Source organism: Curtobacterium sp. MCPF17_047 (assembly GCF_003234045.1).
In the GTDB taxonomy this organism is placed as follows: Bacteria; Actinomycetota; Actinomycetes; order Actinomycetales; family Microbacteriaceae; genus Curtobacterium.
Window position 1 is genome coordinate 302,795 of the sequence record NZ_QKSF01000002.1, and the last position, 26,888, is coordinate 329,682.

Annotated in this window: 20 protein-coding genes; 11 read left to right on the plus strand and 9 right to left on the minus strand. The window is 71.1% G+C overall.

Annotated features, from left to right (window positions below; genetic code table 11):
• Positions 1–21: 21 nt before the first annotated feature.
• A complete protein-coding gene (locus DEJ33_RS03760; RefSeq protein WP_146242512.1) occupies positions 22–5,232 on the plus strand; it encodes a DUF6531 domain-containing protein in 5,211 nt (1,736 codons plus the stop codon).
• A 793-nt stretch (positions 5,233–6,025) separates the two neighbouring features.
• Positions 6,026–6,310 carry a hypothetical protein gene (locus tag DEJ33_RS03765; RefSeq protein WP_146242513.1) on the plus strand — a complete coding sequence of 95 codons (285 nt, stop codon included), beginning with the start codon at positions 6,026–6,028 and terminating at the stop codon, positions 6,308–6,310.
• Between the two features lie 212 nt (positions 6,311–6,522).
• Here the strand turns inward: DEJ33_RS03765 and DEJ33_RS03770 are convergent, their stop codons facing one another.
• Genes DEJ33_RS03770 through DEJ33_RS03780 form a run of 3 tightly spaced genes read right to left on the minus strand, consistent with a single transcriptional unit; the run spans position 6,523 to position 8,306 of the window.
• Positions 6,523–6,828: a thiamine-binding protein gene (locus DEJ33_RS03770; protein WP_111077369.1), complete on the minus strand. Its 306-nt coding sequence runs from the start codon at positions 6,826–6,828 to the stop codon at positions 6,523–6,525.
• Positions 6,828–7,016: a thiamine-binding protein gene (locus DEJ33_RS03775; RefSeq protein ID WP_375342138.1), complete on the minus strand. Its 189-nt coding sequence runs from the start codon at positions 7,014–7,016 to the stop codon at positions 6,828–6,830. Before DEJ33_RS03775 ends, DEJ33_RS03770 begins: the two co-directional genes overlap by 1 nt.
• A 24-nt stretch (positions 7,017–7,040) precedes the next feature.
• Positions 7,041–8,306 (minus strand): glycosyltransferase family 87 protein, encoded by a 1,266-nt coding sequence (locus DEJ33_RS03780; RefSeq protein ID WP_220034439.1) that lies wholly within the window; start codon positions 8,304–8,306, stop codon positions 7,041–7,043.
• A gap of 67 nt (positions 8,307–8,373) precedes the next feature.
• Here DEJ33_RS03780 and DEJ33_RS03785 point away from each other — a divergent pair, with 67 nt between their 5' ends.
• On the plus strand, positions 8,374–9,096 hold the full coding sequence (locus DEJ33_RS03785; protein WP_258378079.1) for a YceI family protein: 723 nt from the start codon (positions 8,374–8,376) through the stop codon (positions 9,094–9,096).
• Between the two features lie 101 nt (positions 9,097–9,197).
• Here DEJ33_RS03785 and DEJ33_RS03790 read toward each other — a convergent pair whose 3' ends face one another.
• Complete coding sequence (locus tag DEJ33_RS03790; RefSeq protein WP_111194301.1) at positions 9,198–10,046, minus strand: ADP/ATP-dependent (S)-NAD(P)H-hydrate dehydratase; 849 nt, start codon at positions 10,044–10,046, stop codon at positions 9,198–9,200.
• A 24-nt stretch (positions 10,047–10,070) separates the two neighbouring features.
• Here DEJ33_RS03790 and DEJ33_RS03795 point away from each other — a divergent pair, with 24 nt between their 5' ends.
• The 3 genes from DEJ33_RS03795 to DEJ33_RS03805 all read left to right on the plus strand — a co-directional run bounded on the left by DEJ33_RS03795 (position 10,071) and on the right by DEJ33_RS03805 (position 13,256).
• On the plus strand, positions 10,071–10,691 hold the full coding sequence (locus tag DEJ33_RS03795) for an HAD family phosphatase (protein ID WP_111194282.1): 621 nt from the start codon (positions 10,071–10,073) through the stop codon (positions 10,689–10,691).
• Between the two features lie 169 nt (positions 10,692–10,860).
• A complete protein-coding gene (locus DEJ33_RS03800; protein WP_258378083.1) occupies positions 10,861–12,219 on the plus strand; it encodes a hemolysin family protein in 1,359 nt (452 codons plus the stop codon).
• Positions 12,216–13,256, plus strand: coding sequence for a hemolysin family protein (locus DEJ33_RS03805; RefSeq protein WP_111077309.1), 1,041 nt, complete (start codon positions 12,216–12,218; stop codon positions 13,254–13,256). Before DEJ33_RS03800 ends, DEJ33_RS03805 begins: the two co-directional genes overlap by 4 nt.
• Positions 13,257–13,421: 165 nt before the next feature.
• Here DEJ33_RS03805 and DEJ33_RS03810 read toward each other — a convergent pair whose 3' ends face one another.
• On the minus strand, positions 13,422–14,861 hold the full coding sequence (locus tag DEJ33_RS03810; protein ID WP_111194302.1) for a GuaB1 family IMP dehydrogenase-related protein: 1,440 nt from the start codon (positions 14,859–14,861) through the stop codon (positions 13,422–13,424).
• Between the two features lie 189 nt (positions 14,862–15,050).
• On the opposite strand from DEJ33_RS03810, the gene DEJ33_RS03815 reads away from it, so the two are divergent.
• The gene (locus DEJ33_RS03815) at positions 15,051–18,845 is read left to right on the plus strand and encodes a multifunctional oxoglutarate decarboxylase/oxoglutarate dehydrogenase thiamine pyrophosphate-binding subunit/dihydrolipoyllysine-residue succinyltransferase subunit (RefSeq protein WP_181437243.1); all 3,795 of its coding nucleotides are present in this window, start codon (positions 15,051–15,053) and stop codon (positions 18,843–18,845) included.
• 129 nt (positions 18,846–18,974) lie between these two features.
• Here DEJ33_RS03815 and DEJ33_RS03820 read toward each other — a convergent pair whose 3' ends face one another.
• The 3 genes from DEJ33_RS03820 to DEJ33_RS03830 all read right to left on the minus strand — a co-directional run bounded on the left by DEJ33_RS03820 (position 18,975) and on the right by DEJ33_RS03830 (position 20,533).
• Positions 18,975–19,412, minus strand: a complete 438-nt coding sequence (locus DEJ33_RS03820) for a GNAT family N-acetyltransferase (RefSeq protein ID WP_111194283.1) — start codon at positions 19,410–19,412, stop codon at positions 18,975–18,977.
• A gap of 69 nt (positions 19,413–19,481) precedes the next feature.
• The gene (locus DEJ33_RS03825; RefSeq protein WP_111077311.1) at positions 19,482–19,724 is read right to left on the minus strand and encodes a zf-HC2 domain-containing protein; all 243 of its coding nucleotides are present in this window, start codon (positions 19,722–19,724) and stop codon (positions 19,482–19,484) included.
• On the minus strand, positions 19,721–20,533 hold the full coding sequence (locus DEJ33_RS03830; RefSeq protein ID WP_111077374.1) for a sigma-70 family RNA polymerase sigma factor: 813 nt from the start codon (positions 20,531–20,533) through the stop codon (positions 19,721–19,723). The genes DEJ33_RS03825 and DEJ33_RS03830 overlap by 4 nt, the downstream gene beginning before the upstream one ends.
• 152 nt (positions 20,534–20,685) lie before the next feature.
• Between DEJ33_RS03830 and aroA the strand changes: the two genes are divergently transcribed.
• Genes aroA through DEJ33_RS03850 form a run of 4 tightly spaced genes read left to right on the plus strand, consistent with a single transcriptional unit; the run spans position 20,686 to position 25,108 of the window.
• On the plus strand, positions 20,686–22,053 hold the full coding sequence (aroA, locus tag DEJ33_RS03835; RefSeq protein ID WP_111194284.1) for a 3-phosphoshikimate 1-carboxyvinyltransferase: 1,368 nt from the start codon (positions 20,686–20,688) through the stop codon (positions 22,051–22,053).
• A complete protein-coding gene (rsgA, locus tag DEJ33_RS03840) occupies positions 22,050–23,105 on the plus strand; it encodes a ribosome small subunit-dependent GTPase A (RefSeq protein WP_111077313.1) in 1,056 nt (351 codons plus the stop codon). Before aroA ends, rsgA begins: the two co-directional genes overlap by 4 nt.
• Positions 23,106–23,159: 54 nt before the next feature.
• A complete protein-coding gene (locus DEJ33_RS17095) occupies positions 23,160–24,302 on the plus strand; it encodes a hypothetical protein (RefSeq protein WP_181436513.1) in 1,143 nt (380 codons plus the stop codon).
• 20 nt (positions 24,303–24,322) lie between these two features.
• The gene (locus DEJ33_RS03850; protein WP_111194285.1) at positions 24,323–25,108 is read left to right on the plus strand and encodes an inositol monophosphatase family protein; all 786 of its coding nucleotides are present in this window, start codon (positions 24,323–24,325) and stop codon (positions 25,106–25,108) included.
• Between the two features lie 21 nt (positions 25,109–25,129).
• Here DEJ33_RS03850 and DEJ33_RS03855 read toward each other — a convergent pair whose 3' ends face one another.
• Complete coding sequence (locus DEJ33_RS03855; protein ID WP_111194286.1) at positions 25,130–26,704, minus strand: MFS transporter; 1,575 nt, start codon at positions 26,702–26,704, stop codon at positions 25,130–25,132.
• Positions 26,705–26,888 lie beyond the last annotated feature (184 nt).

Sequence of the window (26,888 nt, forward strand, 5' to 3'; positions counted from 1 at the left end):
TTCCATGGGGGGAAAACAACGGTGACAGCACCAACAGACCTGTCGGCATTCGCATTGCCCGACCTCACGTACGACTTCCCAGCAGCCGACGCGGTCGCACGGGCCTGCGACGCCGCGAAGACGTCCATCAGCCTCCAGACGCCCTCCCGAGGTGCGCTGGTGCTGCTGGGCAGCACGGACTTCGCGGGGAGATTCGCCGAGACCTTCCGCGCGAACGCCGCGATCGCCGTCGAGGACTCGCGCGAACTGAGCACCAAGCTCGGCGAGATCGCGCAGGGCATCCGCCGGTTGAGCGACGCCGCGCGCGAGGAGAACATGCGTCGGCGCGCAGCCCGAGCCTGGCGCGACCGCGTGGTCGCCCGGAGAGCGGACGCCGTCGACAGCATGTGGGACCACGTCTTCGGCGAAGAACCACCACCGAGCAGCGGGAAGCTCGACGCTCCGACCTTCCCGGACACCAGCTACGCCCCGCGGGCCAGGAGCACGCCGTCCCCCGGAGCCGGTCCGGGGAGCGGGGGCGGAGTCTCGTCCGCACGACCGGAGAGCCTCCGGTCGTTCGCGTCGGGGTCCGCATCGCTCGACGGTGACCTCAGCGCCCTGCCCGGGCGCATCGAGAGCGCGATGGCCTCCTTCGCGCGGACCTGCGACTTCGGGACGGTCGACGTAGCACCGGTGGTACGGGGCTTCCGCGCCTGGTTGGACGCGAACGGCGGCGACGTGCGCTGGGCGAACACGGTCGCTGCTGCCTTCGAGTCCGCCGGTGCGGGCGGCGCGGTCGTCAGCGTCGCCGACAGTTCGCTGGCGGCAGCACTGCAGGCGGCGGGGGTGAACCGGACGAGGACGGACCTCGACTTCGGTGAGCCCACGCTGTTCGGCGCCGTGCCCACCAGCGGCTTCGCGGCCGATCCGGTGAACACCGCGACGGGCAACTTCATCGAGGTGGAGCACGACCTCGCGTTCGCCGGGGGCGCGACGGCGCTCGACCTGAGCCGGACCTACAACTCCTTCGACACCGTCGGCGGGGCGTTCGGCCCCGGGTGGTCATCCGTGCTCGACATGCGCCTCGAACTCCTCGACGACCACATCGCGATGGTGACCGACGACGGTCGGCGGATCACGTTCCCGACCCGGGGCTCCTCGGGTGTCCGGGCCGTCGGTGAGAACCTGTGGTTGGCCACCGAACCCGCAGCCGTGTCCGGGGCTGCGTCGAGTACGCCCCCGGACGGGACGGTGCTCGTCGTCCGTGACAACGCCGGAGCCTGGTGGTCGTTCGCGATGACCGGCGCATGGCTCGCCTCCGGGACGGGGGACCGAGCTGCGGTCACCGCCGGTCGCGACCGGGACGGCAGACTGGTCCGGCTCGAGCACCGCCGCGGACGAGCCGTCGCCTTCGCCCACGCCGACGGTCTGGTCCGCTCGGCCCGGTCGTCGGACGGCCGCACGGTGACGTACGAGTACGACGCCGACGGGATGCTCGCCACGGCGACGAGTCCGAGTGGCACCCGGTCGTACACGTGGGACCAGGACCGCCGGATCGAGCGGGTCACGGCAGCGGACGGCGTCGTCGAGTGCGTCAACACCTACGACGAGCACGGCCGGGTGCTCCGCCAGGCAACCCCGCACGGCCGGACACTGCGCTTCGCCTACCTGCCCGGACGCGTCACCTCCGTCTCCGACGAGGACGGCGCGAACGCGAACACGTGGATGTCGGACCGGCACGGACGGGTGGTCGGGATCGTCGACGCCGACGGTCACCGGCAGTCCCTGAGCCACGACGAACACGGGAACCTCGTAGCGTCGACCGCTCGTGACGGTTCGGTCACCGTCCACGCCTACGACGACCAGGGTCGGCTCGTCAAGACCGTGGCCGCGGACGGCACCGACACGACGGTGTCCTACGACGAGCAGGACCGCGTGCGGCGGATCGAGCGCGACGGCCGGCTCGTCACGTTCGAGCACGCCGGGCCGTCCGCCCGGTTCCCCTCGGTCGTCGCCGACGAGCGCGGAGCCGCATTCGCCCTGACGTGGGACGACGACCTGCTCGTCCGGATGGAGGACCCTGCGGGCGTCGTCGTCGCCTACGAGTACGACCGCGCCGGTGACCTGGTCGCCGTTCGTGACGCACTCGGCGGCACGATCCAGATCGACCGTGACCCGGCCGGTCGGGTCGCGGCGACCACCACCCCGCTGGGGCACCGCACCCGCTTCACCTACGACGACGCCGGCCGAGTGACGTCCCGCGAGGATCCCGCCGGCGCCGTGTGGACGTTCGAGCGGGACGCCGGTGGCCGCATCGGTGCCGTCGTCGATCCGCTCGGTGGCAGGACGACCCACGAACACGGTCCGAGCGGCGACGTGACGAGCACGACCGATCCACTCGGACGGACGACCGAGCTACGCTACGACCGTCTCGGCAACCTCAGCGCGGTCGTCCTGCCGGACGGCGCGCGCTGGGACCTGCTGCACGACGCACTCTCGCGACTGCAGGAGGTCTCGGACCCGGCAGGAGGCCGATGGCTCCGGGAACAAGACGTCGTCGGGCGGCCGACTGCTCGGGTCGACCCCAGCGGCGTCCGGTCCGTGGTCGAGCTGGTCGACGGTGGCCCGTCGGTCGACGGGTCACCGTCTGCTCCGTCCTTCGAGTTCGACCTCGCGAACCGTGTCGTTGCTGGGACGTCTCCGCTCGGGGACCGGACAGCGATCGAGTACGACGCCTGCGGTCGGCTGGCCGCGTGGACCGATGTGGACGGCGGCCGGACCACGCTCCGGTACGACGCCGACTCACGCCTCGTCGAGCGCGTGGAGCCGTCCGGTGCCGTCACCGTGTTCGAGTACGACGCATGTGGTCGGCTCGTCCGGGAGCACGTCCCCGGTGTGGGTACGACCCGATACGGCCACGACCTGGCCGGGCGACTGACCTGGATCGACGACCCCCGGAACGGACGGCGCACGATCGCTCGCGACGCCGCCGGTCAGATGGTCGCCGTCGACGACGGACTCGGTCGGACCACCGCGTTCGATCACGACGCCGTCGGACAGGTGACGCAGACGACGGCCCCTTCCGGCGAGCGCACCCGCACCGACCACACGCCCCTCGGTCAGGTGTCGAGCACGACCGACCCGTTGGACCGGACGGTCGTCTCCACTCGGGACCCGGCCGGACGGTTGTCGACCCGAACGGACCCCGACGGACGCACGACGACCTGGGTGCGCGATGCGGCCGGTCGGCTGTCGGAGGTGCGTCACGACGACCGACTCGTCGCGAGCATCGCACGGGACGCCGACGAACGGTCGGTGACGATCAACGACCTGACGCATCCCGACGGCACGCCCACCGTCCACCGTCTGGAGTACGGAGCACGGGGCGAGCTCCTCCGACGCACCACGACGCGTGCCGGTCGGAGCACGACGACCCGGTGGGAGTACGACGCCGCGGGCAACCAGCGCGCAGTGATCTCCCCGGACGGGGTGCGGACCGAGTTCGACCGTGGTCGCGGTGGCGTCCTGACCGCCATCCGTCGGTCGGACTTCCCGGAGGCGACGTTCCGGCATGACGAAGACGGTCGCCTGACCGGCGCTCTCGCCGGAGCGCTCGCCCAGGCGTGGGAGTACGAGGACGGGTTCCTCGTCAGCCACTCCTCCGACGGCAGCGAGACCGTCCTCGAGCGCGACGACCGCGGGCGTCTGACAGCCGTCCGTGCTCCGGACGGCGAGGCCGTGCGTTACGAGTACGACACGGCCTCGCAGCTCCTCGCCGCCCGTGAAGGGTCCTCGGTGTCGACCTGGAGCTACGACGGATCCGGTCGGCTCGTCGACGAGCAGCGGGCCGCTGAGCGGTACTCGTACTCGCACGACGGAGCCGGAGCGCTCCTGCAGGCCGAACGCCACGGCGACGCTCCTTCAGTCGTCCAGTTCGCGTACGACGGCCTCGGACGGCGAGTCCGAGCCGAGTCGGACGAGTTCACGATGTCGTACGCCTGGGACGAGCTGGGTCATCTCCGCACCGTCGTGCGCGAGGACGGCACCGACAGCGACCGCACCGACCTCTGGGTGAACGCCCTCGGGGAACTCGCCGAGGTCAACGGCACCGCGCTCAGCTGGGACCTGACGACACCGGTGGCGACTCTTCTGTCGGTCGGCGACGTGCCAGTCATCACGGCACCCGGCCTCCTGGGTGTCGACGGGACGTGGAAGCCGTCCGGGTGGCGTCGTGCGCGCTCGACACAGCGCGCGGACCCGTGGACGGCGACGGACGCAGTCACGACTGCGGGCCTCCCGGACGGCATCGGGGTCAGCCCGACCGGGACGGTCGTGGTCGGCGGGCTCGAAGTCACGGGCGCGCGCATGTACGACCCATCGGTGCGCTCGTTCCTCTCGCCCGACCCGCTGCCGGCGGTGGTGGGTGCGGCGTGGTCTGACAACCCGTACTCGTACGCCGGCAACGACCCGGTGAACCAGATCGACCCTTCTGGCCTCCGCCCGATCACGGACGCGGAGCTGGCCGCTTACGGTGCCGGGCGCCAAGGGCTCCTCGGCATCGCGCATCGGTTCTCGAACAACGGCGCGTTCGCGATGGACGGGGACGTCCATGCTTCGCACGCGCTGTCTTGGCTGCTCGGGATGTCCCTCCTCGACCCCTCGCCAGGTCCCGGGTTCTTGCTCGGGCTCTTGAGCCCCATGCCCCTGATCGGGATCCCCATCGGTATGGCGGCGGACTTCTACGCCGGGACGGTTCTGACGAGCGGGCAGGGTGAGATGCTCTTCGGATGGGCAACGGGGACGTCGCCGAGGACCCTGTTGTACGGGTCGGACAGCAAGATGACACAGGCCGTGCGAGAGCAGTTGCCAGCAGACCAACGTAAGAACATCATCCGTGACTTGAAGGCTGGCGAGCCGGTGGCATCCGGATACGGCTACAACGCTGAGTCCCCCGGACTCGACAATCCGAACTTCGTACGAGACCTCGTGACGGTCGCCACGTGGCCCATCGCTCCGGAGGAGAATCGAACGCTTCTCGCGCTCGGCTCGTACGAAGTCGAGGCGCGTGTTGTGAGTCGCGATGCGGATGGACCTGCCGTTGTCGAGTACACCGCAACCAATGAGACAACTTTGGGCTCCTTCCTCCGGGGGCTTCCCGGTTTCAGCTACGAAGATCTCAATCGAATGGCAGGAGACCACGGCCCGATGTCGCGAGTGACCGAGCGGTTCACTTGGAAAGAGGAAGTGCAATAGTGGATTGGCGTCGAGCGGTGCGGCTGGTGCTGTTCCCATCACTCATCGTGTCCCTGACCGGGTGCACGATTCAGTCGCAGCCCGCCCCAAAGGACTATGTGGGCTCTTGGCAGCTCCAAGCCGAGAACGGGGCGTCGCCAGCGCGCTTCACTCTGGCAGCGGACCACACGTACACCGCGGAGGATCTGCCACGAGCGCTCGCATGTCGGCTTGAGATCGCCGCGGGAAGCCCTCCCGGCTGCCGAGACGGCAGCCCCTCGGTGAGTTTCTCCGGTTCATGGCGGCTGGCGGACGGGAACCCGCGCGAACTCTGGCTGGAGTACAACGACTTCCTCGTGCGCAGGGCGGTCCGCGATGGCGACGACCTCGGCTTCTTCGTGCGATCAGTCGAGGCACCACGACCCGATTACGTGTTCCACAGGACGTCTTCGACTTGACTGCGAACCTGACCGCCGATCTTCATCAGAAGTGACGATCGACGGCGGCCACGCCGCGCATCGGCGCGGTGGTGATCCGGTCCGTGGTCGCGGCCAAGACCTGAACCGGGGCAGCCGGCGACCACGGCCCGTTCTCGCGACCGCCACGCCCTGGCGTCGAGTCCTGGGCAAAATTTGAACCCCTGGCCTCGGACTGCACCGGACTGACAGCGCGACGCGCTATCGCTGCGCACGAGCCTCGCGAGCACTGACGCCGACCACCGTTAGCGCGACACCTCCGAAGACCCTCATCCGCTCGTTGCGCATGGGGGCCTTTCGTCGTTCCGGCGTCGGCGGTCCCCAGCAGACTCCCCGCCGTGGGAAAGCGACGATCGGACCGGTTCGTCCCGCCCGTGACCGCGACGCCCTTCAGCCTCTCCCCCGAGGCGTACGGCGGCCCCGTCTTCGGCGCGGGACTCCTCCCGGTGCACGCCTACGTGCAGACGCCGGAGGGGCTCTTCCGCGTCGAGGGGGGTCGCGTCTCGCAGACGCCCGCCGCCGTGCTCGTCCGCTGGGACCGGGCCGACGGCCTCCCGCTGGAGGTGTGGGTCTGGCGCACTGCCGCTGTGAGGCACCGCGCATTAGCTACGGATTCCGCATGACTGTTCTTCTCGCCGTTCTGACAATCGCGGGCGCTCTCCTCGCCGTAACAGGGGCGATAGATGCATGCCGCGGACGGAGGCGCGAGGATCCGAAGGGCTCCGGCCTATATTCCGTGCCTTCCGGCGGACCGAGGGGGCTCTTTATAGCCCTCCTGGGCGCGGCTGTCGCCCTTGTCAGCGGCTGCCTCGGCCTGTTCACGTAGGCCGCTGCTCTAGTCTTCGATCGCGGCTTCGAGGCGCTCAACCTTTGCGTCGAGCTCGCCAGAGTACCCGGGTCGAATGTCCGCCTTCAAGACGAGCGACACCCGGCTTCCAAACGGCGCGACGGCCTCCGTCGCACGCTTGACAACGTCCATCACGGAGTCCCAGTCGGGCCCTTCAACCTCTGTGAACATTGACGTCGTGCGATTCGGGAGCCCGCTCTCGCGGACCACTCGGACGGCCGCCGCGACTGCGTCGTGCACGGAGCCGTCCTCTCGGCCGTTGCCACTCGGCGAAACGCTGAACGCGACCAACATCACAGACCACCCTTCCATGTACTCTTCTGAGCTATCGCGCCCTCGAGCTCGGTGAACATCGACGAGGTGCGGTTCGGCAGGCCGGACTCGCGGACGACCCGCACGGCTGCGGCGACGGCGTCGTGGACGGAGCCGTCCTCGGCTGCGGCGGGGCCGCCGGACGGGGCGATGGAGAAGGCGACGATCATGTCCCCATCCTGCCCCGACACACGTCAACGCGCGACGGGGTCCGCGTGGGTCGGGTCGGCGGCCGGACGGGAGGCCCGTGGTGCGATCCCCTGCCGCCACAGCCGGACGAGCACCACGACGGCCCAGACCAGAACCGCGACCTCGAGCGCGTTCCGCACCGAGAGCACGACGAGGATCCAGGGCTGCACCATGAGCACCTGGTCGTAGTAGGCGGGGTAGACGAGCTGCGTGAGGAACGCCGTCGGCAGCATCGCTGCGGCGACGGGCAGGAACCGCCAGGCGCTCCCCCGTCCGGCGACGAGCCCCCACACCACGGGGACGGCGAACCACCCGATGTACTGCGGCGATCCGACCTTGTTGGTCGCGATGAGCGCGGCGACGAACAGGAGCGCCAGGACCGGTGCCACCTGGGACTGCCGAGCACCGGTGCGCACAGCGAGCAGGGCGAGGACGACCCCGACGACGACGACGACCGCCATGAGCGGGGTGGACAGCGCCGCGGCGACGGCGGTCCCGGCACCGGACACCTCGAAGGTCAGGATCTCCTGGTCGTAGAAGACCGCCGCTTCCGGAACGTGGGCAGCGGCGGCCCAGAGGAACGGGGTGGCGAGCGGTGACTCGATCTGCAGCCCACGACCGGTCTGTTCGCCGATGAACGAGAGCAGGTGTGCCGCGCCGCCGAACAGCACGTCGACCAGGACGACGAGCCCGGTGACGGTGAACGCACCGGCGACGACCTCGACACGACGCCCGCGGCGGAGGACGAACAGCACCCCGACCAGGGCCGCCGGCCACACCTTGATCCAGGCCGCGACGGTGAACACCGCGGAGGCGATCCCCGGTCGTGCGGCGACGAAGGCCACGCCGACCAGTGCGACCGCGGTGGCGACGGTGTCGATCCGTCCGAGGCCGATCGGTCCGAGGGCCAGCAGGAACACCAGCCACCACCAGACCACCCGGACGCCGAACGCCCGGAAGCGCCAGAGCACCGCGGCCGCGACCGCGTTCAACAGCACCATGAGCAGCAGCCATCCGGTGCCGATCGACGCGGTGCCGCCGAGGGCCGCGGCCGCCATCGGCACGATCGCCAGGATCGGGTACACCCACGCCGAGTCGATGCCGACCCAGAAGTGCGATGACTGCCCCGACTCGATCCACCGTCGGTAGGTGATGGTGACGTCACCGATCGGCTGGTTCGGCACGACCAGCGTCAGGGACCAGAGGACCAGGTGCACCGTGACGAACGCCACCCCGAAGACGACGATCTCGGGCCACGGGTTCCTGCGCACCGGACGAGCGTACCGACCGGGCACGGATCCTCAGCCGATCCCGAGAGTGACGTGTCACCGTCCTCGGGTGACCTCCGCTCCGAACCGCCCGTCCCCCCGCCCCCGGCGTCGCCTCGTGGTCGTGCTCGTCGTGCTCGTCGTCGTCGCCGTGGTCGCGGTGGTCGCCGTCGCGTTCGGCACCCGCGCGTACACCTCCGGTGAGAACGCCAAGGCGTCCGCGACACCGACGGTCGCCGCCAGCCGTGCTCCGTCCACGCTCGACGCACAGGACCTGTCCGGCACCTGGACGGTCGGCGACGGGTCCGAGGCCGGCTACCGCGTCCACGAGGTCCTCAACGGCTCGGACGTCACCGTCACCGGCCGCACGTCCGACGTCACGGGGACGGCGACCGTCGACGGCACCACGATCAGCGCGGCGACGATCACCGTGCAGGTCGGCACCATCGCGACCGACTCGGCACAGCGCGACTCGTACTTCCGCGACTCGGCCCTCGACACGCAGGCGTTCCCGACCGCGACGTTCACCCTGACCGAGCCGGTGTCCGACGCCGTCCCGACCGGCAGCGGCACGACCGAGGTCCGCGCGACCGGCACGCTCGAGTTGCACGGCGTCACGAAGCCGGTGACGGCGACGCTGCAGGTCGGACTCAGCGGCGACGGCGTCGACGTCTCCGGCACGGTCCCGATCACGTTCTCCGACTACTCGGTGCAGGCGCCGAACCTGGGCTTCGTGAAGGTCGACGACGCGGGGGCGGTCGAGTTCCTCGTGCACGCCTCGCCGTCGTCCTGACCGGCGACCGGGCGGGTCACGGCGCGACCGGCTGACGGACGGGAGGCTCGGCACCGGCCCGCCGGCGCGCCTCCCGTCCGACGGGCCGTCCCGCCACCCCGTCAGTCGACCTGCGCGTCGCCCGTGACCGCGAGGTCGCGCACCACCCCGGGCAGCTGCTCGACGAGCGAGGTCATCGGGAACGGCCCGCCCCGCGAGGCCCGACGCGCCGCGACCCCGTGCACGACCGCTGCCGCCGCTGCCAGGTGCGCGAGGTCCTCCGGTCCGACCTCGGACGTGCCGGCGCGGGCGGCGACGAGCGCGCCGAGCACCCCGCCGAGGACGTCCCCGGCACCAGCCGCTGCGAGCCAGGGGGTCGCCGACGACGCGACCAGCCGGACCCCGCCGTCGGGCGTGACGACGTGCGTGTCGGCGCCCTTGAGGAGCACGACGCTCCCGGTCCGTTCGGCGGCACGGAGGGCCGAACCGCGCGGGTCACCCTCGACCTCGTCCCGGGACACACCGAGGAGGGCCGCGAGCTCGCCCGCGTGCGGGGTGAGCACCGCGAGCGGCCCGAGGTCGACGAGCGGGATCGCCCCCGCGTCGACGACGACCGGGACCCCGTCGTCCGAGGCGTGCGTGAACGCGGAGCGGGTCGTCTCGTCCAGTGCGTCGAGCGACGGCGCCGAGATCCCCGACCCGACGAGCCACGCCTGGACGCGACCGACGCCGGCGACGATCTCGGGCCGACGGGCGAGCACGAAGTCGGTTGCACGGTCCGGGCCGACGTACCGGACCATGCCGAGGCCGGTGTGCACGGCGGCGTCGACCCCCATCACGGCCGCACCCGGGTACTGCGCGGACCCGGTGGCGACGCCGAGGACCCCGCGTCGGTACTTCGAGGTGTCGCCGGTGGGGACGGTGATCCAGCGGGCGGTGTCGACGGGTCGGACGGAGACGAAGTCGTTCATCGTGCCCACGGTACGGTGACGGGCATGAGCCTGTCCCTGCCTGGTCGTGTCGTCGTCTTCGACTACGGCGAGGTGATCAGCCGGACCCCGCACGCCGCTCGTGCCGCACTGCTCGAGGCGACCGGGCTCGACGCCGACACGCTGTTCCCGGTGTACCAGGAGCTCCGGCACGACCTGGACCGCGGCGACCTGACGGTGCTGGAGTACTGGCGCGCGATCGCCGAGCGCACCGGCCGGACCTGGTCGGTGACGGAGGTGCACCGGCTGTGGACGCTCGACTTCACCGGCTGGTTCGAGGTCGACCCCGAGGTCCTGGCCCTCGTCGAGGAGCTCCACGACGGCGGCACCCGGCTGGCGCTGCTCTCGAACGCGGGCTTCGACTTCGGCGACCCCTACCGCCGCTCGCCGATGGGCTCGCTGTTCGAGACGGTCGTGGTGAGCGCGGAGGAACACGTCCTGAAGCCCGACGCCTCGATCTACCACGAGACCTGCACACGTCTGGGCATCGAGCCGAGTGCCATGGTCTTCGTCGACAACCGTGCGGAGAACGCTGCCGGCGCGGACGCCGTCGGCGCGGTGGGGGTGCACTTCACCTCGGCCGCCGGACTGCGCCGGTCGCTCGAGGAGCTCGCGGCCGGCCTCTGACGGGAGGCACGGGTCACCTCCTGACGCCTTCTCGCTTCCTCCGAGGAAGCGCCCGGTACCATCGAGGCATTGTGGACGACCCTCCTAGTTCTGACCATCACATGCCCGCCGCTCACACAGTGAGCTGCCTGACTCCGAGGTGTGCCTCGTGAGCCCCGTCGACATCGTCATGCTGATCGGCGGCATCCTGCTGACGCTCGGCACCGGCGTCTTCGTCGCCTCCGAGTTCGCGCTCGTGAACCTCGACCGCGCCGACGTCGAAGCCCGCCGGGACCGCGGTGAGACCGGCCTCGGCACCGTCATCGGTGCGCTCAAGGTCACCTCGACGCACCTGTCCAGCGCGCAGCTCGGCATCACGCTGACGACGCTGCTCACCGGCTACCTGCTCGAGCCGTCGATCGCCACGCTGCTCGAAGCGCCGTTCCTCGCGATGAACCTCGCCGAGGGCGTCGTCGAGACCGTGGGCTCGATCGTGGCGCTCGTCATCGCGACCCTGCTGTCGATGATCCTCGGCGAACTCGTGCCGAAGAACTTCGCGCTCGCCCTGCCGCTGCAGACCGCACGCCTGGTCGTGCCGCTGCAGGTCGGCTTCACGACGGTGTTCAAGCCCGCCGTCGCCCTGCTCAACGGCACCGCGAACGCCGTCCTCCGCGCGATCGGCATCGAGCCGCAGGAGGAGCTCTCCGGCGCCCGCAGTGCCGAGGAGCTCACGTCACTGCTCCGCCGGTCCGCGTCCGAGGGCTCGCTCGAACAGGACACCGCGACGCTGCTCGAGCGCACGCTGTCCTTCTCCGAGCTCAACGCCAGCGACGTGATGACGCCGCGTCCGCGCCTGTCGACGATCCGCGTGTCCAACAGCGCCGAGGCGGTCATCGCCCTGGCCCGCAGGACCGGTTTCAGCCGCTTCCCCGTCATCGAGGAGGACGCGGACGACGTCGTCGGGCTCGTGCACGTCAAGCAGGCCGTCTCGGTCCCGCGTGAGAAGCGCGCCGAGGTGCCGGTCGGCGCCCTGATGACGGACGCCGAGCGCGTGCCGGAGACCATGCCCGGCGACACCCTGCTCACCGAGGTCCGCGGTCGCGGCTACCAGATGGTCATCGTCGTCGACGAGTACGGCGGGACCGCCGGCGTCGTCACGCTCGAGGACCTGGTCGAGGAGATCGTCGGCGAGGTGTCCGACGAGCACGACCGGGCGCGCATCGACGTCGTCCGGAGCCGCGGCTGGCTGACCTTCCCGGGGCTGCTGCGCCCCGACGAGCTGGAGGACCGCGCGAGCGTCACCGTCCCCGAGGACGGCCCCTACGAGACCGTCGGCGGGTTCCTCATGCAGGAGCTCGGGCGCCTGCCCGTGGTGGGTGACGAGGTCGCCATCGACTCCGGCGTCTTCCGCATCGAGCGGTTGGACGGCCGGCGCATCGACCGGATCCGGTACACGCCGAACCCGGTCGGCGAGGACACCCTGGGCAGCAACGCCGGTGCCGGCAACGGCAAGCGCACCACCACGACGGACCAGGAGGCCACCCGATGAGTTCCGACTGGTGGGGCATCTTCTGGCTGTTCGTGCTGCTCGGCGGCAACGCGTTCTTCGTCGCGGCCGAGTTCGCCGTCATCTCGGCCCGTCGCTCGCAGATCGAGCCGCGTGCGGAGCAGGGGTCGCGAGCCGCGCAGATGACGCTGTGGGCGATGGAGCACGCCACCCGGATGCTCGCGACCACACAGCTCGGCATCACGGTCTGTTCGCTGCTGATCCTCAACGTCTCCGAGCCGGCGATCCACCACCTGCTCGAGGTCCCGCTGCACCTGACCGGGTGGAGCGGCGAGGTCATCGGCGTGATCGCGTTCGTCTTCACGCTGCTGCTCGTGTCGTTCCTGCACGTGGTCTTCGGCGAGATGGTCCCGAAGAACATCTCGTTCTCGATGCCGGACCGGGCGGCGCTGCTGCTCGTCCCGACGCTCTGGTACATCGGCCACGGCCTGCACTGGGTCGTCGTCGGGCTCAACGAGGTCGCGAACGCGGTGCTGCGCCTGTTCAAGGTGGAGCCCAAGGACGAGGCCGTCAGCGCGTACACGGTGGAAGAGGTCCAGACGATCGTCGAGCAGTCCCGACGCGAGGGCACCCTCGCCGACGACTCGGGCACGCTCCGGATGGCGTTCGAGTTCACCGAGAAGAAGGTCAAGGACGTCGCCGTGCCGATGTCCGGGCTCGTCACCCTCCACGAGGACGCGACGCCCGCCGAGGTCGAACGGGCCGTCGCCCAGCGAGGCTTCTCGCGGTACGTCCTGGTCGACGACGCGGGCGACCCGACCGGGTACGTGCACGTCAAGGACGTCATCGACCTGCGGCCGGACGAGTTCGACGACCCGGTGCCGCCGAAGCGCATCCGCCAGCTCATCTCGCTCTACACGGAGATGGACCTGGAGGACGCGCTCGCGACGATGCGCGGGGCCGGACGCCACGTGGCGCGGGCATTCGACGCGGACGGTCGGACGACGGGCGTGCTGTTCCTCGAGGACATCCTCGAGGAACTCATCGGCACCGTCGAGGACGCCACCCGGCGTCGCTGACCCAGCGCATTGAATCCCCTCGCGAAAGCGACAGTCGTGTCCCGCTCATCGGCGCAGGACTGTCGCTTCCGCGGTGAGGACGGCCGAGGCCGCCGCTGAGGTGACGCCCGGACGGACGGGAGGCCCGGTACCAGCTGGTACCGGGCCTCCCGTCGTCGTGCTCCGCTACCAGCTGACGGGCAGGGGCTTGCCCTCCTCGTAACCGGCGGCGGACTGGATGCCGACCAGGGCACGGTCGGCGAACTCGGGCAGGCTCGTCGCGCCGGCGTAGGTGGCGGAGCTGCGGAGACCCGTCGTGATCATGTCCAGCAGGTCCTCGACGCTCGGCCGCTCGGGATCGAGGTAGATCGTGGAGGACGAGATGCCCTCCGCGAAGAGCGCCTTGCGCGCCCGCTCGTACGGGTCGAGGCGCTCGAAGCGCTCCCGCACCGCCTTGGCGGACGCCATCCCCCAGCTCTCCTTGTACGCGCGCCCGGCGTCGTCGCGGCGGAGCACGCCGGGTGCCTCGAGTGTGCCGGCGAACCACGAGCCGATCATCACGGCCGACGCGCCCCCGGCCAGGGCCAGCGCGACGTCGCGGGGGTAGCGGACGCCACCGTCAGCCCAGACGTGCGCGCCGAGCGAACGCGCGGCGGCGGCGGTCTCGAGGACGGCGGAGAACTGCGGACGACCGACCGCCGTCATCATGCGCGTGGTGCACATCGCCCCGGGACCGACCCCGACCTTGATGATGGACGCACCCGCGGCGACGAGGTGGGCCACGGCGTCGGCGGTGACGACGTTGCCGGCGACGAGCGGGATGCCGAGGTCGAGCGCCGACACCGCGCGCAGCGCGCGGATCATGCCCTCCTGGTGACCGTGCGCGGTGTCCAGGACCAGGACGTCGACACCGGCGTCCGCCAGCGCTGCGGCCTTCGCGGCGACGTCGCCGTTGATGCCGACGGCCGCGGCGACACGCAGTCGGCCGGAGGCGTCGACCGCGGGCCGGTAGATGTCGGAGCGGATGGCGCTCGTCGGGCTGACGGTGCCGACGACCTTGCCGTGCCGCATCACCGGCGCGAAGTCGACGCCGGCCGCGGTGAGCACGTCGTACACATGGCGGGAGGACCCGGCGTCCTCGGCGTCGATCGCGGTCGTCGCGCCGTGCAGCAGGTCGCCGAGGACCGCGTCCGCACCGGCGGTGGCGAGACGGGTCGCGGGCACGCAGCCGAGGTACTCCCCCGCCTCGTCGCGGACCACGACACCACGGCCGGCGACGGGCAGCAGCTGCTCGAGCGCCTCGGCGACGGTGGTGTCGGCGCCCAGGTCGAGCGCGGAGTCGAACGCGACCGGCTGTGCCTTCACCCAGCGGATCGCCGCGTCGAGGTCCTGCAGGTGCATGTCCTGCGGAAGCACGCCGAGGCCGCCCCGCCGAGCGAGGGTCGCGGCCAGTCGCGGACCGGTCACGGAGTTCATGTTCGCGCTGACGATCGGGATCGTCGCGCCGGTGCCGTCGTTCGTGGCCAGGTCCACGTCGAAGCGGCTCGTCACGCTCGACCGGCTGGGGACGAGGAAGACGTCGGAGTAGGTCAGGTCGTGGGTCGGCCGCGTCTCGTAGAACCTCATGACGGCCACTGTACGGCGGCCTGCGGAGCGCCGCCGGGGAGCGCCAAGCGGACCGGCCTGGAGGCTCGACTCACCCGCCGTCTCCCACCTCACGGCCACGGATGAGCGGCTAGGGTTGACGGCGTGCGGGACAGGGTTGCCCTGCACGACACACACGAGCATCAATCGACGGAGAGTGGGCGATCGGCTGTGTCGAGCCATCTGACCGGAACTGACGAGACCGCGGGCGAATTCGGCGCGAACGAGTGGCTGGTGGACGAGCTCTACGAGCAGTTCGTCGCCGACAAGAGCAGCGTCGACGAGTCCTGGTGGCCGGTCCTCGAGAGCTACCACCGGACCCAGCTCAGCAGCACCGACTCCACCACCTCGACTGCCGCGACCGACTCGACCACCGAAGCCCCCGCGCAGGCCGCTGCCGCCGCGGACGCCCCCGCCGAGCAGCCCGCCGCCGTCGCCGGGCCGTCCAGCACGCAGCAGCCCGCGACCGGCGAGGCGAAGACCCCGCTCCAGGCCCGGACCACCTCGCGCCAGCCGTCGCCGCAGCCGATCCCGGCCGAGGCGAACGACTCCGCCGACGAGCACGAGGAGACGCACGAGGACGTCGCCACCCCGCTGCGCGGCATGGCGAAGACCCTGGCGTCGAACATGGACGCCTCGCTGACCGTCCCGACCGCGACCAGCGTCCGGACGATCCCGGCGAAGCTGATGATCGACAACCGGATCGTCATCAACAACCACCTGCGGCGAGCCCGTGGCGGCAAGATCTCCTTCACGCACCTGATCGGCTGGGCCATGGTCCAGACGCTCAAGGAGTTCCCGAGCCAGAACGTCTCCTACGAGGAGCGCGACGGCAAGCCGTTCCTCGTCACCCCCGCGCACGTCAACCTCGGCATCGCGATCGACGTCCCGAAGAAGGACGGCACGCGCTCCCTGCTCGTCCCGAGCATCAAGCGGGCCGAGACCCTGACGTTCGGGCAGTTCCTCTCCGTCTACGAGGACGTCGTCAAGCGCGCCCGGGACAACAAGCTGACCCCGTCGGACTTCCAGGGCACGACGATCTCCCTGACGAACCCCGGCGGCATCGGCACCGAGCACTCCGTCCCGCGCCTGACCAAGGGCCAGGGCTGCATCGTCGGTGCCGGAGCGCTCGAGTACCCGGCACAGTTCCAGGGCTCGGCACCGAAGACCCTGGTCGAGCTCGGTGTCGGCAAGACCATCACGCTGACCAGCACCTACGACCACCGCGTGATCCAGGGCGCCGGCTCCGGCGAGTTCCTCAAGAAGGTGCACGAGCGGCTGATCGGTCAGCACGGCTTCTACGACGACATCTTCGCCGCGCTCCGGATCCCCTACAAGCCGATCCAGTGGGCGAACGACATCAACGTCGACCTGGCGCACCGGGTGAACAAGACCGCACGCGTGCAGGAGCTCATCAACAGCTACCGCGTCCGCGGGCACCTGATGGCCGACATCGACCCGCTCGAGTACCGGCAGCGCACGCACCCCGACCTCGAGATCGAGCGCCACGGGCTGACGTTCTGGGACCTCGACCGCGAGTTCGTGACCGGCGGGCTCGCCGGGACGACCACCGCTCCCCTGCGCGACGTGCTCGGCATCCTGCGCGACGCCTACTGCCGCACCGTCGGCATCGAGTACATGCACATCCAGGACCCGGAGCAGCGCCGCTGGGTGCAGGAACGCATCGAAGTGCCCTACTCGAAGCCGTCGAAGGACGAACAGCTGCGGGTCCTCGGCAAGCTCAACGAGGCCGAGGCGTTCGAGACCTTCCTGCAGACCAAGTACGTCGGCCAGAAGCGCTTCTCGCTCGAGGGCGGCGAGTCGACCATCGCCTTCCTCGACACCCTGATCCAGAACGCCGCCGGTGCCGGCCTCGACGAAGTCGCGATCGGCATGGCGCACCGCGGTCGCCTCAACGTCCTGACGAACATCGCCGGCAAGACGTACGGTCAGATCTTCCGCGAGTTCGAGGGCACCCAGCTGCCCGGCACCGTCTCCGGACAGGGCTCCGGCGACGTCAAGTACCACGTCGGCACCGAGGGCGTGTTCCGCGCGTCCGACGGCACGGCCATCCCGGTGACCATCGCGGCGAACCCGTCCCACCTGGAGGCCGTCGACGGCGTGCTCGAGGGCATCGTCCGCGCGAAGCAGGACCGGAAGCCGGCGGGGACGTTCGGCACCCTGCCGGTGCTCGTGCACGGCGACGCGGCGATGGCGGGACAGGGCGTGGTCGTCGAGACGCTGCAGATGTCGCAGCTGCGCGGCTACCGCACCGGCGGCACCGTGCACCTGGTCATCAACAACCAGGTCGGCTTCACCACCCCGCCGGAGTCCGCGCGCACGTCCGTCTACTCGACGGACGTGGCGAAGACCATCCAGGCGCCGGTCTTCCACGTGAACGGCGACGACCCGGAGGCCGTGTCCCGCGTCGCCGACCTGGCGTTCGCGTACCGCGAGGAGTTCCACCGCGACGTCGTGATCGACCTGGTCTGCTACCGCCGGCGCGGTCACAACGAGGGCGACGACCCCTCGATGACGCAGCCGCTGATGTACAACCTCATCGAGGCGAAGCGCTCCGTCCGCACGCTGTACACCGAGGCCCTCGTCGGCCGCGGCGACATCACGCAGCAGGAGTACGACGACGCGCACCGCGATTTCCAGGACCGCCTGGAGCGTGCGTTCGCCGAGACCCACGAGGCACAGACCGGCACCATGCCGACCGTCTCGGTCGACGACTCCGGTGCCGTGAACGGCCTCGAGCGTCCGACCTCGCAGCGTGACGACTCCGAGCTCGAGGTGCGCGAGACCGCGATCTCGCAGGAGCTCGTCGAACTCATCGGCGACGCGCACGGCAACCCGCCGTCGGGCTTCTCGATCCACCCGAAGCTGCAGCAGCTGCTCACGAAGCGCCGCGAGATGACGCGTGCCGGCGGTGTCGACTGGGCGATGGCCGAACTCATGGCGATCGGTTCGGTCCTGGTCGAGGGCAAGCCCGTGCGGTTCGCCGGACAGGATGCCCGCCGCGGCACGTTCGTGCAGCGTCAGGCGGTCTTCCACGACCGGACGAACGGCCAGGAGTGGCTGCCGCTCGCCAACCTGACCGAGGACCAGGCACGCTTCTTCATCTACGACTCGCTCCTCAGCGAGTACGCGGCGATGGCGTTCGAGTACGGCTACTCGGTCGAGCGTCCCGAGGCCCTGGTGCTCTGGGAGGCGCAGTTCGGCGACTTCGCCAACGGCGCCCAGACCGTGATCGACGAGTTCATCTCCTCCGCCGAGCAGAAGTGGGGCCAGCGCTCCGGCCTGGTGCTGCTGCTCCCGCACGGCTACGAGGGTCAGGGACCGGACCACTCCTCCGGCCGCATCGAGCGGTACCTGCAGCTCTGCGCGCAGGACAACATGGTGGTGGCTCGGCCGTCGACCCCGGCGTCGTACTTCCACCTGCTCCGCCGACAGGCGTGGGCGAAGCCGCAGAAGCCGCTCGTGGTGTTCTCCCCGAAGGCGATGCTCCGCCTGCGCCAGGCGACGAGCGCCGTCGACGACTTCACGTCCGGCTCGTTCCAGGAGGTGCTCGACGACGACCGCCTGCAGTCGCGCGGCGTCGACAAGGGGTCGGTGCGCCGCGTCGTCCTGCACTCGGGCAAGATCCACCACGACCTGCGGACCGAGGCCGAGAAGCGTGGCATCACCGACGTGGCCCTCGTCCGGCTGGAGCAGCTCGCCCCGTTGCCGCTCGACCGGATCCTCGAGGTGCTCGCGAGCTACCCCGAGGCCGAGGTCGTCTTCGCGCAGGAGGAGCCCGAGAACCAGGGCGCCTGGCCCTTCGTCTGCATGAACCTGTCGCCGCACCTCGACGGCCGGCCGCTGTCCGTCTCGTCCCGCTCGGCGAGCGCGGCCCCGGCCACCGGTTCCTCGAAGCGCAGTGCACAGGAGGCCGCAGACGTCATCGACCGCGCGCTGCGGTAGTACTCGCACCCCGCAACGAACAACGCGCCCCGTTCCGACGGGGCGCGTCGTTCGCTGTGGGGCGGGGCCGCAGGCGGCAGTGCACCACGGCGCGGGCGGGGCGGTCGGCGCGATAGCCCCGGCCGCGAGTCAGAGCATCCGGGTGTACCGCACGCCGGCTTCGTGGTACCCGCGGCGCTGGTAGAAGCGGTGCGCGTTGTCGGTCGCCGCGGCGCTGACGGCAGACAGGCGCCGCGCGCCCTGCTCGGCCGCCCACGTCTCGAACGTGCCGAGGAGTGCGGAACCGGTGCCGTGCCTCCTGGCCGTCGGATCGACGACCAGCAGCAGGAGCTGTGCGGTCGGCTCGTCGCTGGCGTACGTCCACGTGACCTGCGCGCCGGCGACCGCGATCGGACGGCCGTCGTCGCCACGGACCACCCAGGTGCGGTGTCCGGCCTCGGCGGTGAGCCGGTCGAGTCGGGCCTGTATCGCGTCGGGCTCCACCCGGTGGCCGAGCAGGCGCAGCAGGTCGGTCACCGCGGCGACGTCGGGTTCGGTCCAGGTGCTGATCGGCTCGGCGTCGGTCATGTCCGCACCCTACCCGTTCACGACGTCGTCACCGCGGGTGTGACGAGCCCGGCCGCGCGGGACCGGGCGTCAGTGGGTCGACTGCACCGCGCGGAGTCGGGCGAGGACCTCGTCCCGGAGCTGCTCCGGCGCGGATTCGCGGCAGGCGCGCTTGACGGTCTCCATGAGCACCACGCCGACGCGGTGTTCGGTGAGGCAGTCCTCGCAGCCGTCCATGTGCTCGCGGATGTCCGCAGCGTCCTCGTGTCGGAGTTCGTCGTGGAGGAACTCCTCGAGTTCCGCCTTCGCCTTCGAGCAGTCACACCCGCTCATCGTGCGTCCTTCCGGGTCGTGCGGGTGCCGGCCGTCGTGGCCGCCCGCGTGCCTGCACCTCGGCCTCGTCCGCGCATCGTCGCCGTCGACGCTGCGTCCGGGACGACACCGGTCTCACGTGCGTGGTCGGCCAGCAGTCCGCGGAGCAGCCGGCGGCCACGGTGGAGGCGGCTCATGACCGTCCCCACGGGGGTCTTCATGATGTCGGCGATCTCCTGGTAGGAGAACCCTTCGACATCGGCGAAGTAGACGGCCATCCGGAAGTCCTCCGGGATGGCCTGCAGCGCGTCCTTCACGGCGGAGGACGGCAGGTGGTCGATGGCGTCGGCCTCGGCGGAGCGCGCCGAGATCGACTGGGTCACGCTCTCCGCGCCGCCCAGCTGCCAGTCCTCGAGCTCGTCGATCGTGCCCTGGTACGGGTTCCGCTGGTTCTTGCGGTACGTGTTGATGAACGTGTTCGTCAGGATCCGGTAGAGCCACGCCTTGAGGTTCGTGCCCTGGCGGAACTGTCGGAAGGCGGCGAACGCCTTCACGAAGGTCTCCTGCACCAGGTCGGAGGCGTCGGCCGGGTTGCGCGTCATCCGCATCGCCGCACCGTAGAGCTGGTCCATGAACGGCAGCGCCTGGTCCTCGAACAGACGACGCAGCTCGTGCTCGGACACGGTCTTCGCGTCGACGGGCTCGGGCGCCGCGTCGGGCCCTGCGTCGGAGTCGAGTCCGGCCAGGTCTTCGTCCTCGACGGCGTCGAGCTGCGCCTCGGTCTCGTCGACCAGGTCGTCCGGTGCGTGCTGCGGTTCGTCGGTCGTCATCGCCCGCCAGTCTAGGCGGACGGTGGTGTCCGGGCCCTGTGGCTCGGCGAGCGTCGTGACGACCCGAGGCAGCAGTGCTGTGTCGGCCGTTCGTGACGGTGCGAGTGCGATCACCGTGCTCCTCCCGATGGGTTCAGTAGTGTGGTGAACCGATGGCAGCCACGACGCATTCCCACCCCTGGACCGCCCCGGTCGCGCGCGGCCCGCTGGCCGGCGACGTCGCGCTGCCGGGCTCGAAGTCGCTGACGAACCGGGAGCTCGTCCTCGCCGCCCTGGCCGACGGCCCGTCGACGATCCACCTGCCGCTGCACTCGCGGGACTCGTCGCTGATGACGACCGCGCTCCGGCAGCTCGGCGTCGGGATCGACGAGGTCCGACCCGCGGCCGGCGACCCGGTGAACCCGTACGGTCCTGACCTGCGGGTCACGCCCGGACCGATGCACGGCGACGTCCGGGTGGACTGCGGTCTCGCGGGGACCGTGATGCGCTTCCTGCCGCCGCTCGCCGCCCTGGCCGAGGGACCGGTCACGATCGACGGCGACCCCTACGCCCGGAAGCGCCCGATGGCCGCGGTGGTCCAGGCCCTGGTCGACCTCGGGGTGCAGGTCACCGACGACGGCGGCGGCGCGATGCCCTTCACCTTCGTCGGCACCGGCGCGGTCCGGGGCGGCGCGCTCGACATCGACGCGTCGGCGTCGTCCCAGTTCGTCTCCGGGCTGCTGCTCTCCGCACCGCGTTTCACCGAGGGGCTGCACCTCCGGCACACCGGCGAGCGACTGCCGAGCCTGCCGCACATCGCCATGACGGTCGAGGTCCTCCGCGCCCGCGGCGTGCAGGTCGACGAGCCGTCGGTCGGGGAGTGGGTCGTGCACCCCGGGCCGATCGCGGCGCGGGACGTCACGATCGAACCGGACCTCTCGAACGCGGCCCCCTTCGCCGTCGCCGCCCTCGTCGCCGGCGGCACGGTCCGGATCCGGACCTGGCCGACCGAGACGACGCAGGTCGGTGCCGACCTCGAGACGCTCCTGCCGCTGTGGGGCGCGACCGTGACGCGGGACGGCGACGACCTGGTGTTCGACGGCGGCGTCGGGATCCGGGGTGGGGCCTCCGTCCCGGGCGTCGATCTGGACCTGACCCGCGGCGGCGAACTGGCCCCCGCGCTGGTCGCGCTCGCGGCCCTGGCCGACGGACCGAGCGAGGTCTCGGGCATCGGTCACCTGCGGGGCCACGAGACGGACCGGCTGGCCGCGCTCGCGGCGGACGTCAACGGTCTCGGAGGCGCGGTGACGGAACGACCGGAGGGCCTGCGGATCGATCCGGCGCAGCTCCACGGCGGCGACTGGGCCGCGTACGAGGACCACCGCATGGCCACCGCCGGAGCCGTCGTCGGCCTGGTGACGGCGGGCGTGGCCGTCGACGACATCGGCTCGACCGCGAAGACGCTGCCGCAGTTCCCCGAGCTGTGGGCCGACCTGCTGGCGACGAGCACCGCGCGGACGAGCGAAGGGGACCCGGCATGAGCTGGTGGGACGAGACCGACGGCGGCACCGACGAGGACGAGCCGTACGGCCAGTACGACGAGTCCAGCGTCCGTGTCCGCCCGAACCCGAAGGGCAACCGGCCGCGCACCAAGACCCGACCCTCGTACGACGACGCCCCGACCGGCTGGGTGACGAACGTCGACCGCGGTCGGTTCGGCGTCCTGGTGACGAGCGAGGAGGGCGAGCACGTCGTCACCGCGACGAAGGCACGCGAGCTGGGTCGGAAGTCCGTCGTGACCGGTGACCACGTCTCGCTCGCGGGCGACGTCTCGGGCGACGAGGGCTCCCTGGCCCGCATCGTCCGGGTGGCCGAGCGCACCTCGCTGCTCCGACGCAGCGCCGACGACTCGGACGAGGTCGAGCGCGTCATCGTCGCGAACGCGGACCAGATGCTCATCGTCGTCGCCGCGGCCGACCCAGAGCCCCGGACCCGGCTCATCGACCGGTACCTGGTGGCGGCGTTCGACGCGGGGCTCGACCCGATCCTCTGCATCACGAAGACCGACCTCGCCGACCCGACGTCGTTCCTGGCGCACTTCGCCTGCCTCGACCTGCGCATCGTGACGAGCCGCGCGGACGACGTGCCGTTCGAGGCGTTGCACGAGCTGCTCGACGGCAAGGTCACCGTCACCGTCGGGCACTCCGGCGTCGGCAAGTCGACGCTCGTGAACGCCCTGACCGGGTCGACGCGGGCGATCGGCGTCGTGAACTCCGTCACCGGTCGTGGGCGGCACACGTCGTCGTCCTCGATCGCACTGCGGGTGCGGGACGGCGGCTGGATCATCGACACCCCGGGCGTCCGGTCGTTCGGCCTGGGCCACGTGCAGCCGGAGAACGTGTTCCGCGCGTTCGCCTCGCATGCGGTCACCGTGCAGGACTCCCCCGACGGCATCCCGCTCGACCAGGCGCACGACTGGGAGATCGTCGACCGGGTACAGAACGGCGAACTCGGGACGACCGGCGTCGAGCGCCTCGACTCGTTCCGGGCCCTGCTGACGGGCATGGGCGCCGAGGACCCCGGCACGGCGTAGGTCCCGCGCCGGCCCCCTCGACTTCGCGCCGAGGTGGGCGTAGTCTCGCTCCTCGTGTCCGAAGTTGCAAAGTACAACTACGCGTCCCCGAACGCGTCGTCCTCCCCCACCGCTCCGACCGTGCACGGCCATGCGGCCCCCCGCCCACCGCACCGCTCCCCCGGTGTGCTGCGCCCGCAGGGCCTCGGGCAGGTGCTGCGCTCGTTCGGCTCGCACATCCTCGTCCCGCTCTTCCTCGCGGTCGGGATGACCCTGGCCTACCTGGGTGCCTTCCACGCCCCCACCCCGCACGACCTCCCGGTCGGGATCGTCGGCACGACCCCGACCACGCAGGTCTTCGCGCAGACGGTGACCGACCGGTCCGACGGCGCCCTCGTCGCGCACGTCGTCGACGACAGCCGGGCCGCCGAGCAGCAGGTCCGGGACCGAGAGCTCGCGGCGGTCTACGCCCCGAGCGACGCCGACGCGACGCTCTACGTCTCGACCGCCGCCAGCGAGACCACGGCCTCGGCTGCGGAGGAGGTGTTCGTGCCGATCGCGTTCGAGCAACACCTGCCGTTCCACGTCGTCGACGTCGTCCCGACCGGTGCCGAGGACACCACCGGTCAGGGCCTGTTCTTCCTGCTGGTCGGCCTGAGCGTCGGCGGGTACTCGTCCGCGATCGCCGTCGCCGCCTTCGCCACGCGCCTGCGCCCGGTGTGGACCGCCGTCGTCGGACTCGTCACCGCGGGAGTCGTCGCAGGCATCGGCATCGTCGTCGCCGGCCCGGTGTACGGCGTGCTGACCACCCACCAGTGGCAGGTGTTCCTGTTCGCCTGGCTGTACGACGCGGTCGTCATCGCGCTCGGCGTCGGCCTGCACCCGCTCATCGGCCGGTGGACCACGCCGGTGCTGACGATGCTGTTCGTGATGCTCAACTTCACGTCCTCGGGCGGGATCTTCCAGCCGGCGTTCCAGCCCGGGTTCTTCGCGGGCCTCAACACCTTCTGGAGCGGCGCGGCCTGGCTGCAGGCCGCACAGGACCTGCAGTACTTCCCCGGCACGTCGCTCGGTCGGAGCGGCCTGGTCCTGGGACTCTGGTTCGTCGCCGCCGTGCTGCTCTGCGTCCTCGTCCACGGGCTCGTCGCCCGTCGGACGCGGATCGCCCGCGAGCGTGCGGTCACCCGGCTGGAGGAGGAAGAGGTCGTCGCGGCCTGACCGCCGCTACGCTCGGGGTCGTGGACCTCAGCGCCGACCTGGACTTCGCCCGTTCCCTCGCCGACACCGCCGACGCGATCAGCCTGGGCCGCTTCCGCGCCGCGGACCTGCACGTCACCGAGAAGGCCGACCACACCGCGGTCACGGACGCCGACCAGGCCGTCGAGCGGGCGCTGCGCGATCGACTCGCCGCGGAGCGACCGGACGACGCGTTCCTCGGCGAGGAGACCACGGCCGACACCGGTGCCGAGGCCGTCAGTGCGGGTCATCGCCAATGGGTGGTCGACCCGATCGACGGCACCGCGAACTACCTCCGGGGTGTGCCGGTGTGGGCGACCCTGATCGCACTGGCGGTGGACGGACGTCCGGTCCTCGGCGTGGTGAGCGCCCCGGCGCTCGGCAGACGCTGGTGGGCAGCCGAGGGTCTCGGCGCGCACTCGCTCGAGGGGCCGCTGCAGGTGTCGGGTGTCCGAACACTCGAGGACGCCAGCCTCAGCTACAACTCCCTGCAGCAGTGGGACGACGACGACCGGCTCGACTCCCTCGTCGCGCTGTCCCGGAAGGTCTGGCGCACCCGGGCCTACGGCGACATGTGGTCGTACATGATGGTCGCCGAGGGGGTCCTCGACGTCGCAGGCGAGCCGGACCTCAAGCCGTGGGACATGGCGGCCCTCGTGCCCATCGTGGAGGAGGCCGGCGGGCGCTTCACCTCGCTCGACGGCGACCCGGGGCCGTGGCACGGCAGCGCCCTGGCCACGAACGGCCTGGTCCACGACGCGGTCGTCGAGGTCGTCCGCCGCGACTGACGGACGGGAGGCGCGGCCCGCTCAGTCCTGTCGGCGCGGCTCCACGACGTGCCCCGCCGACCCCGTCCCGTCGTCCGCCCGCTCGTCGGAGGCGGGGCGGGCCTCCCGGTCGTCCGCGCCGTCCCGCCGCGCGGCACGACGGCGGACCAGCAGGTCGGCGACCGCCAGCACGAGGGCCAGCGCGATGAGCGACACCGTGAAGGTCGTGCCACTGCGGAAGGCGTCGTGGTACGCCTCCAGCCGGCCGCCGGACCCCGACCCGGCGGACTCGCTCCGGACGATCCCGTAGAAGATGCTCGTCGCCACCGCGGTGCCGATCGCCGTCCCGACGCGCTGCCCGAGCTGCTGCATCGAGCCGGCGACGCCGGACTGCTCGACCGGGACCTCGGCGAGCGTCAGGGTCTGGTTCGGCGAGACGACGAACCCGCCTCCGAGGCCGCCGACCAGGAACGCCCCGGCCATCGCCCACGGTGTGACCTCCGGCGGGGTGAGGACCGCGGCGAGCACGAGCAGCACGAAGCCGACGACGACGGCCACGAGCCCGGCGACGACCAGAGCCCGACCGATGCGGTTCACGAGCCGGCCGCCGACGTAGGAGCCGACGGCGCTCGTGATCGCGAACGGGATGCTCACCATGCCGGCGAACACCGGGGCGAGCCCGAGACCCTCCTGCAGGTACAGCGTCACCATGAGGAACGACGCGGGCAGGGCCGCGAAGTAGACGGCGACGATCGCCAGGCCGTTCCGGTAGGACGAACGGCGGAACAGCTCGAAGTGGACGACCGGTGACTTCCCCCGGCGCTTGTACCCCTGTTCCCACAGCACGAAGCCGACCAGGAAGACCGCGAACACCACCAGCCAGAGCCACCGGGCGGCCGATCCTCCGCCGCCGGACGTGGTCACGAACGGCAGCATCAACGCGATGATCGCGACTCCGAGCAGCAGGATCCCGACGATGTCGAGCTCCCGATCCGCGGCCTTCCCCTGCGACCCGCGCGGGAGCAGCCGCCAGGCGAAGACCAGCGCGACGAGGCCGAGCGGGACGTTCATCCAGAACAGCAGGCGCCATCCGTCCTGCTCCCCGCCGAGCGCGATCAGCCCACCGCCGATCGTCGGGCCGAGCGCCGTGGACACCCCGATGACCGCGCCGAACAGGCCGAAGGCCCGGCCGCGTTCCTCGCCGCGGAACAGCTGCTGCACCAGGCCGATCACCTGCGGCATCTGCGTCCCTGCGGCGAAACCCTGCAGGATCCGGGTGACCGTGAGCACCTCGATCGTCGGCGCGAGCGCACAGAGCAGGCTCGAGACGGTGAAGGCGACGAGCCCGATGACGAACAGCCGGCGTCGGTTGGTCAGGTCACCCAGACGTCCCGCCGGCACCAGGGCGAGCCCGAACGCGAGCGCGTACCCGGCGACGATGAGCTGCAATGCGGAACTCGTCGCGTGCAGGGACTCCTCGATGGAGGGCAGACCCACGTTGACCTTCGACAGGTCCAGGATCGTCAGCGCCGCCACCGCGACGCACACCCCGAACGCCCGCCACCGTTGCCGGTCCGACGCCCGATCGCTCGTCTGTTCGCCCGTCCGCTCACTCATCGCCCCGTTCGTACCCGGGACATGCTCCGGGCAGACCCACGGTTCTGTACCCCGACCCCTACCACGGCGTCCGGACGGGGGTCCGCGGGTCCCCCCGGACTGGGGGCACGCGGATCGAGACCTTTCCCTGACGGACGGCTCGGCACGACCGAAGAGGGGTTACCGTTCTCACGACGGAAGTCCA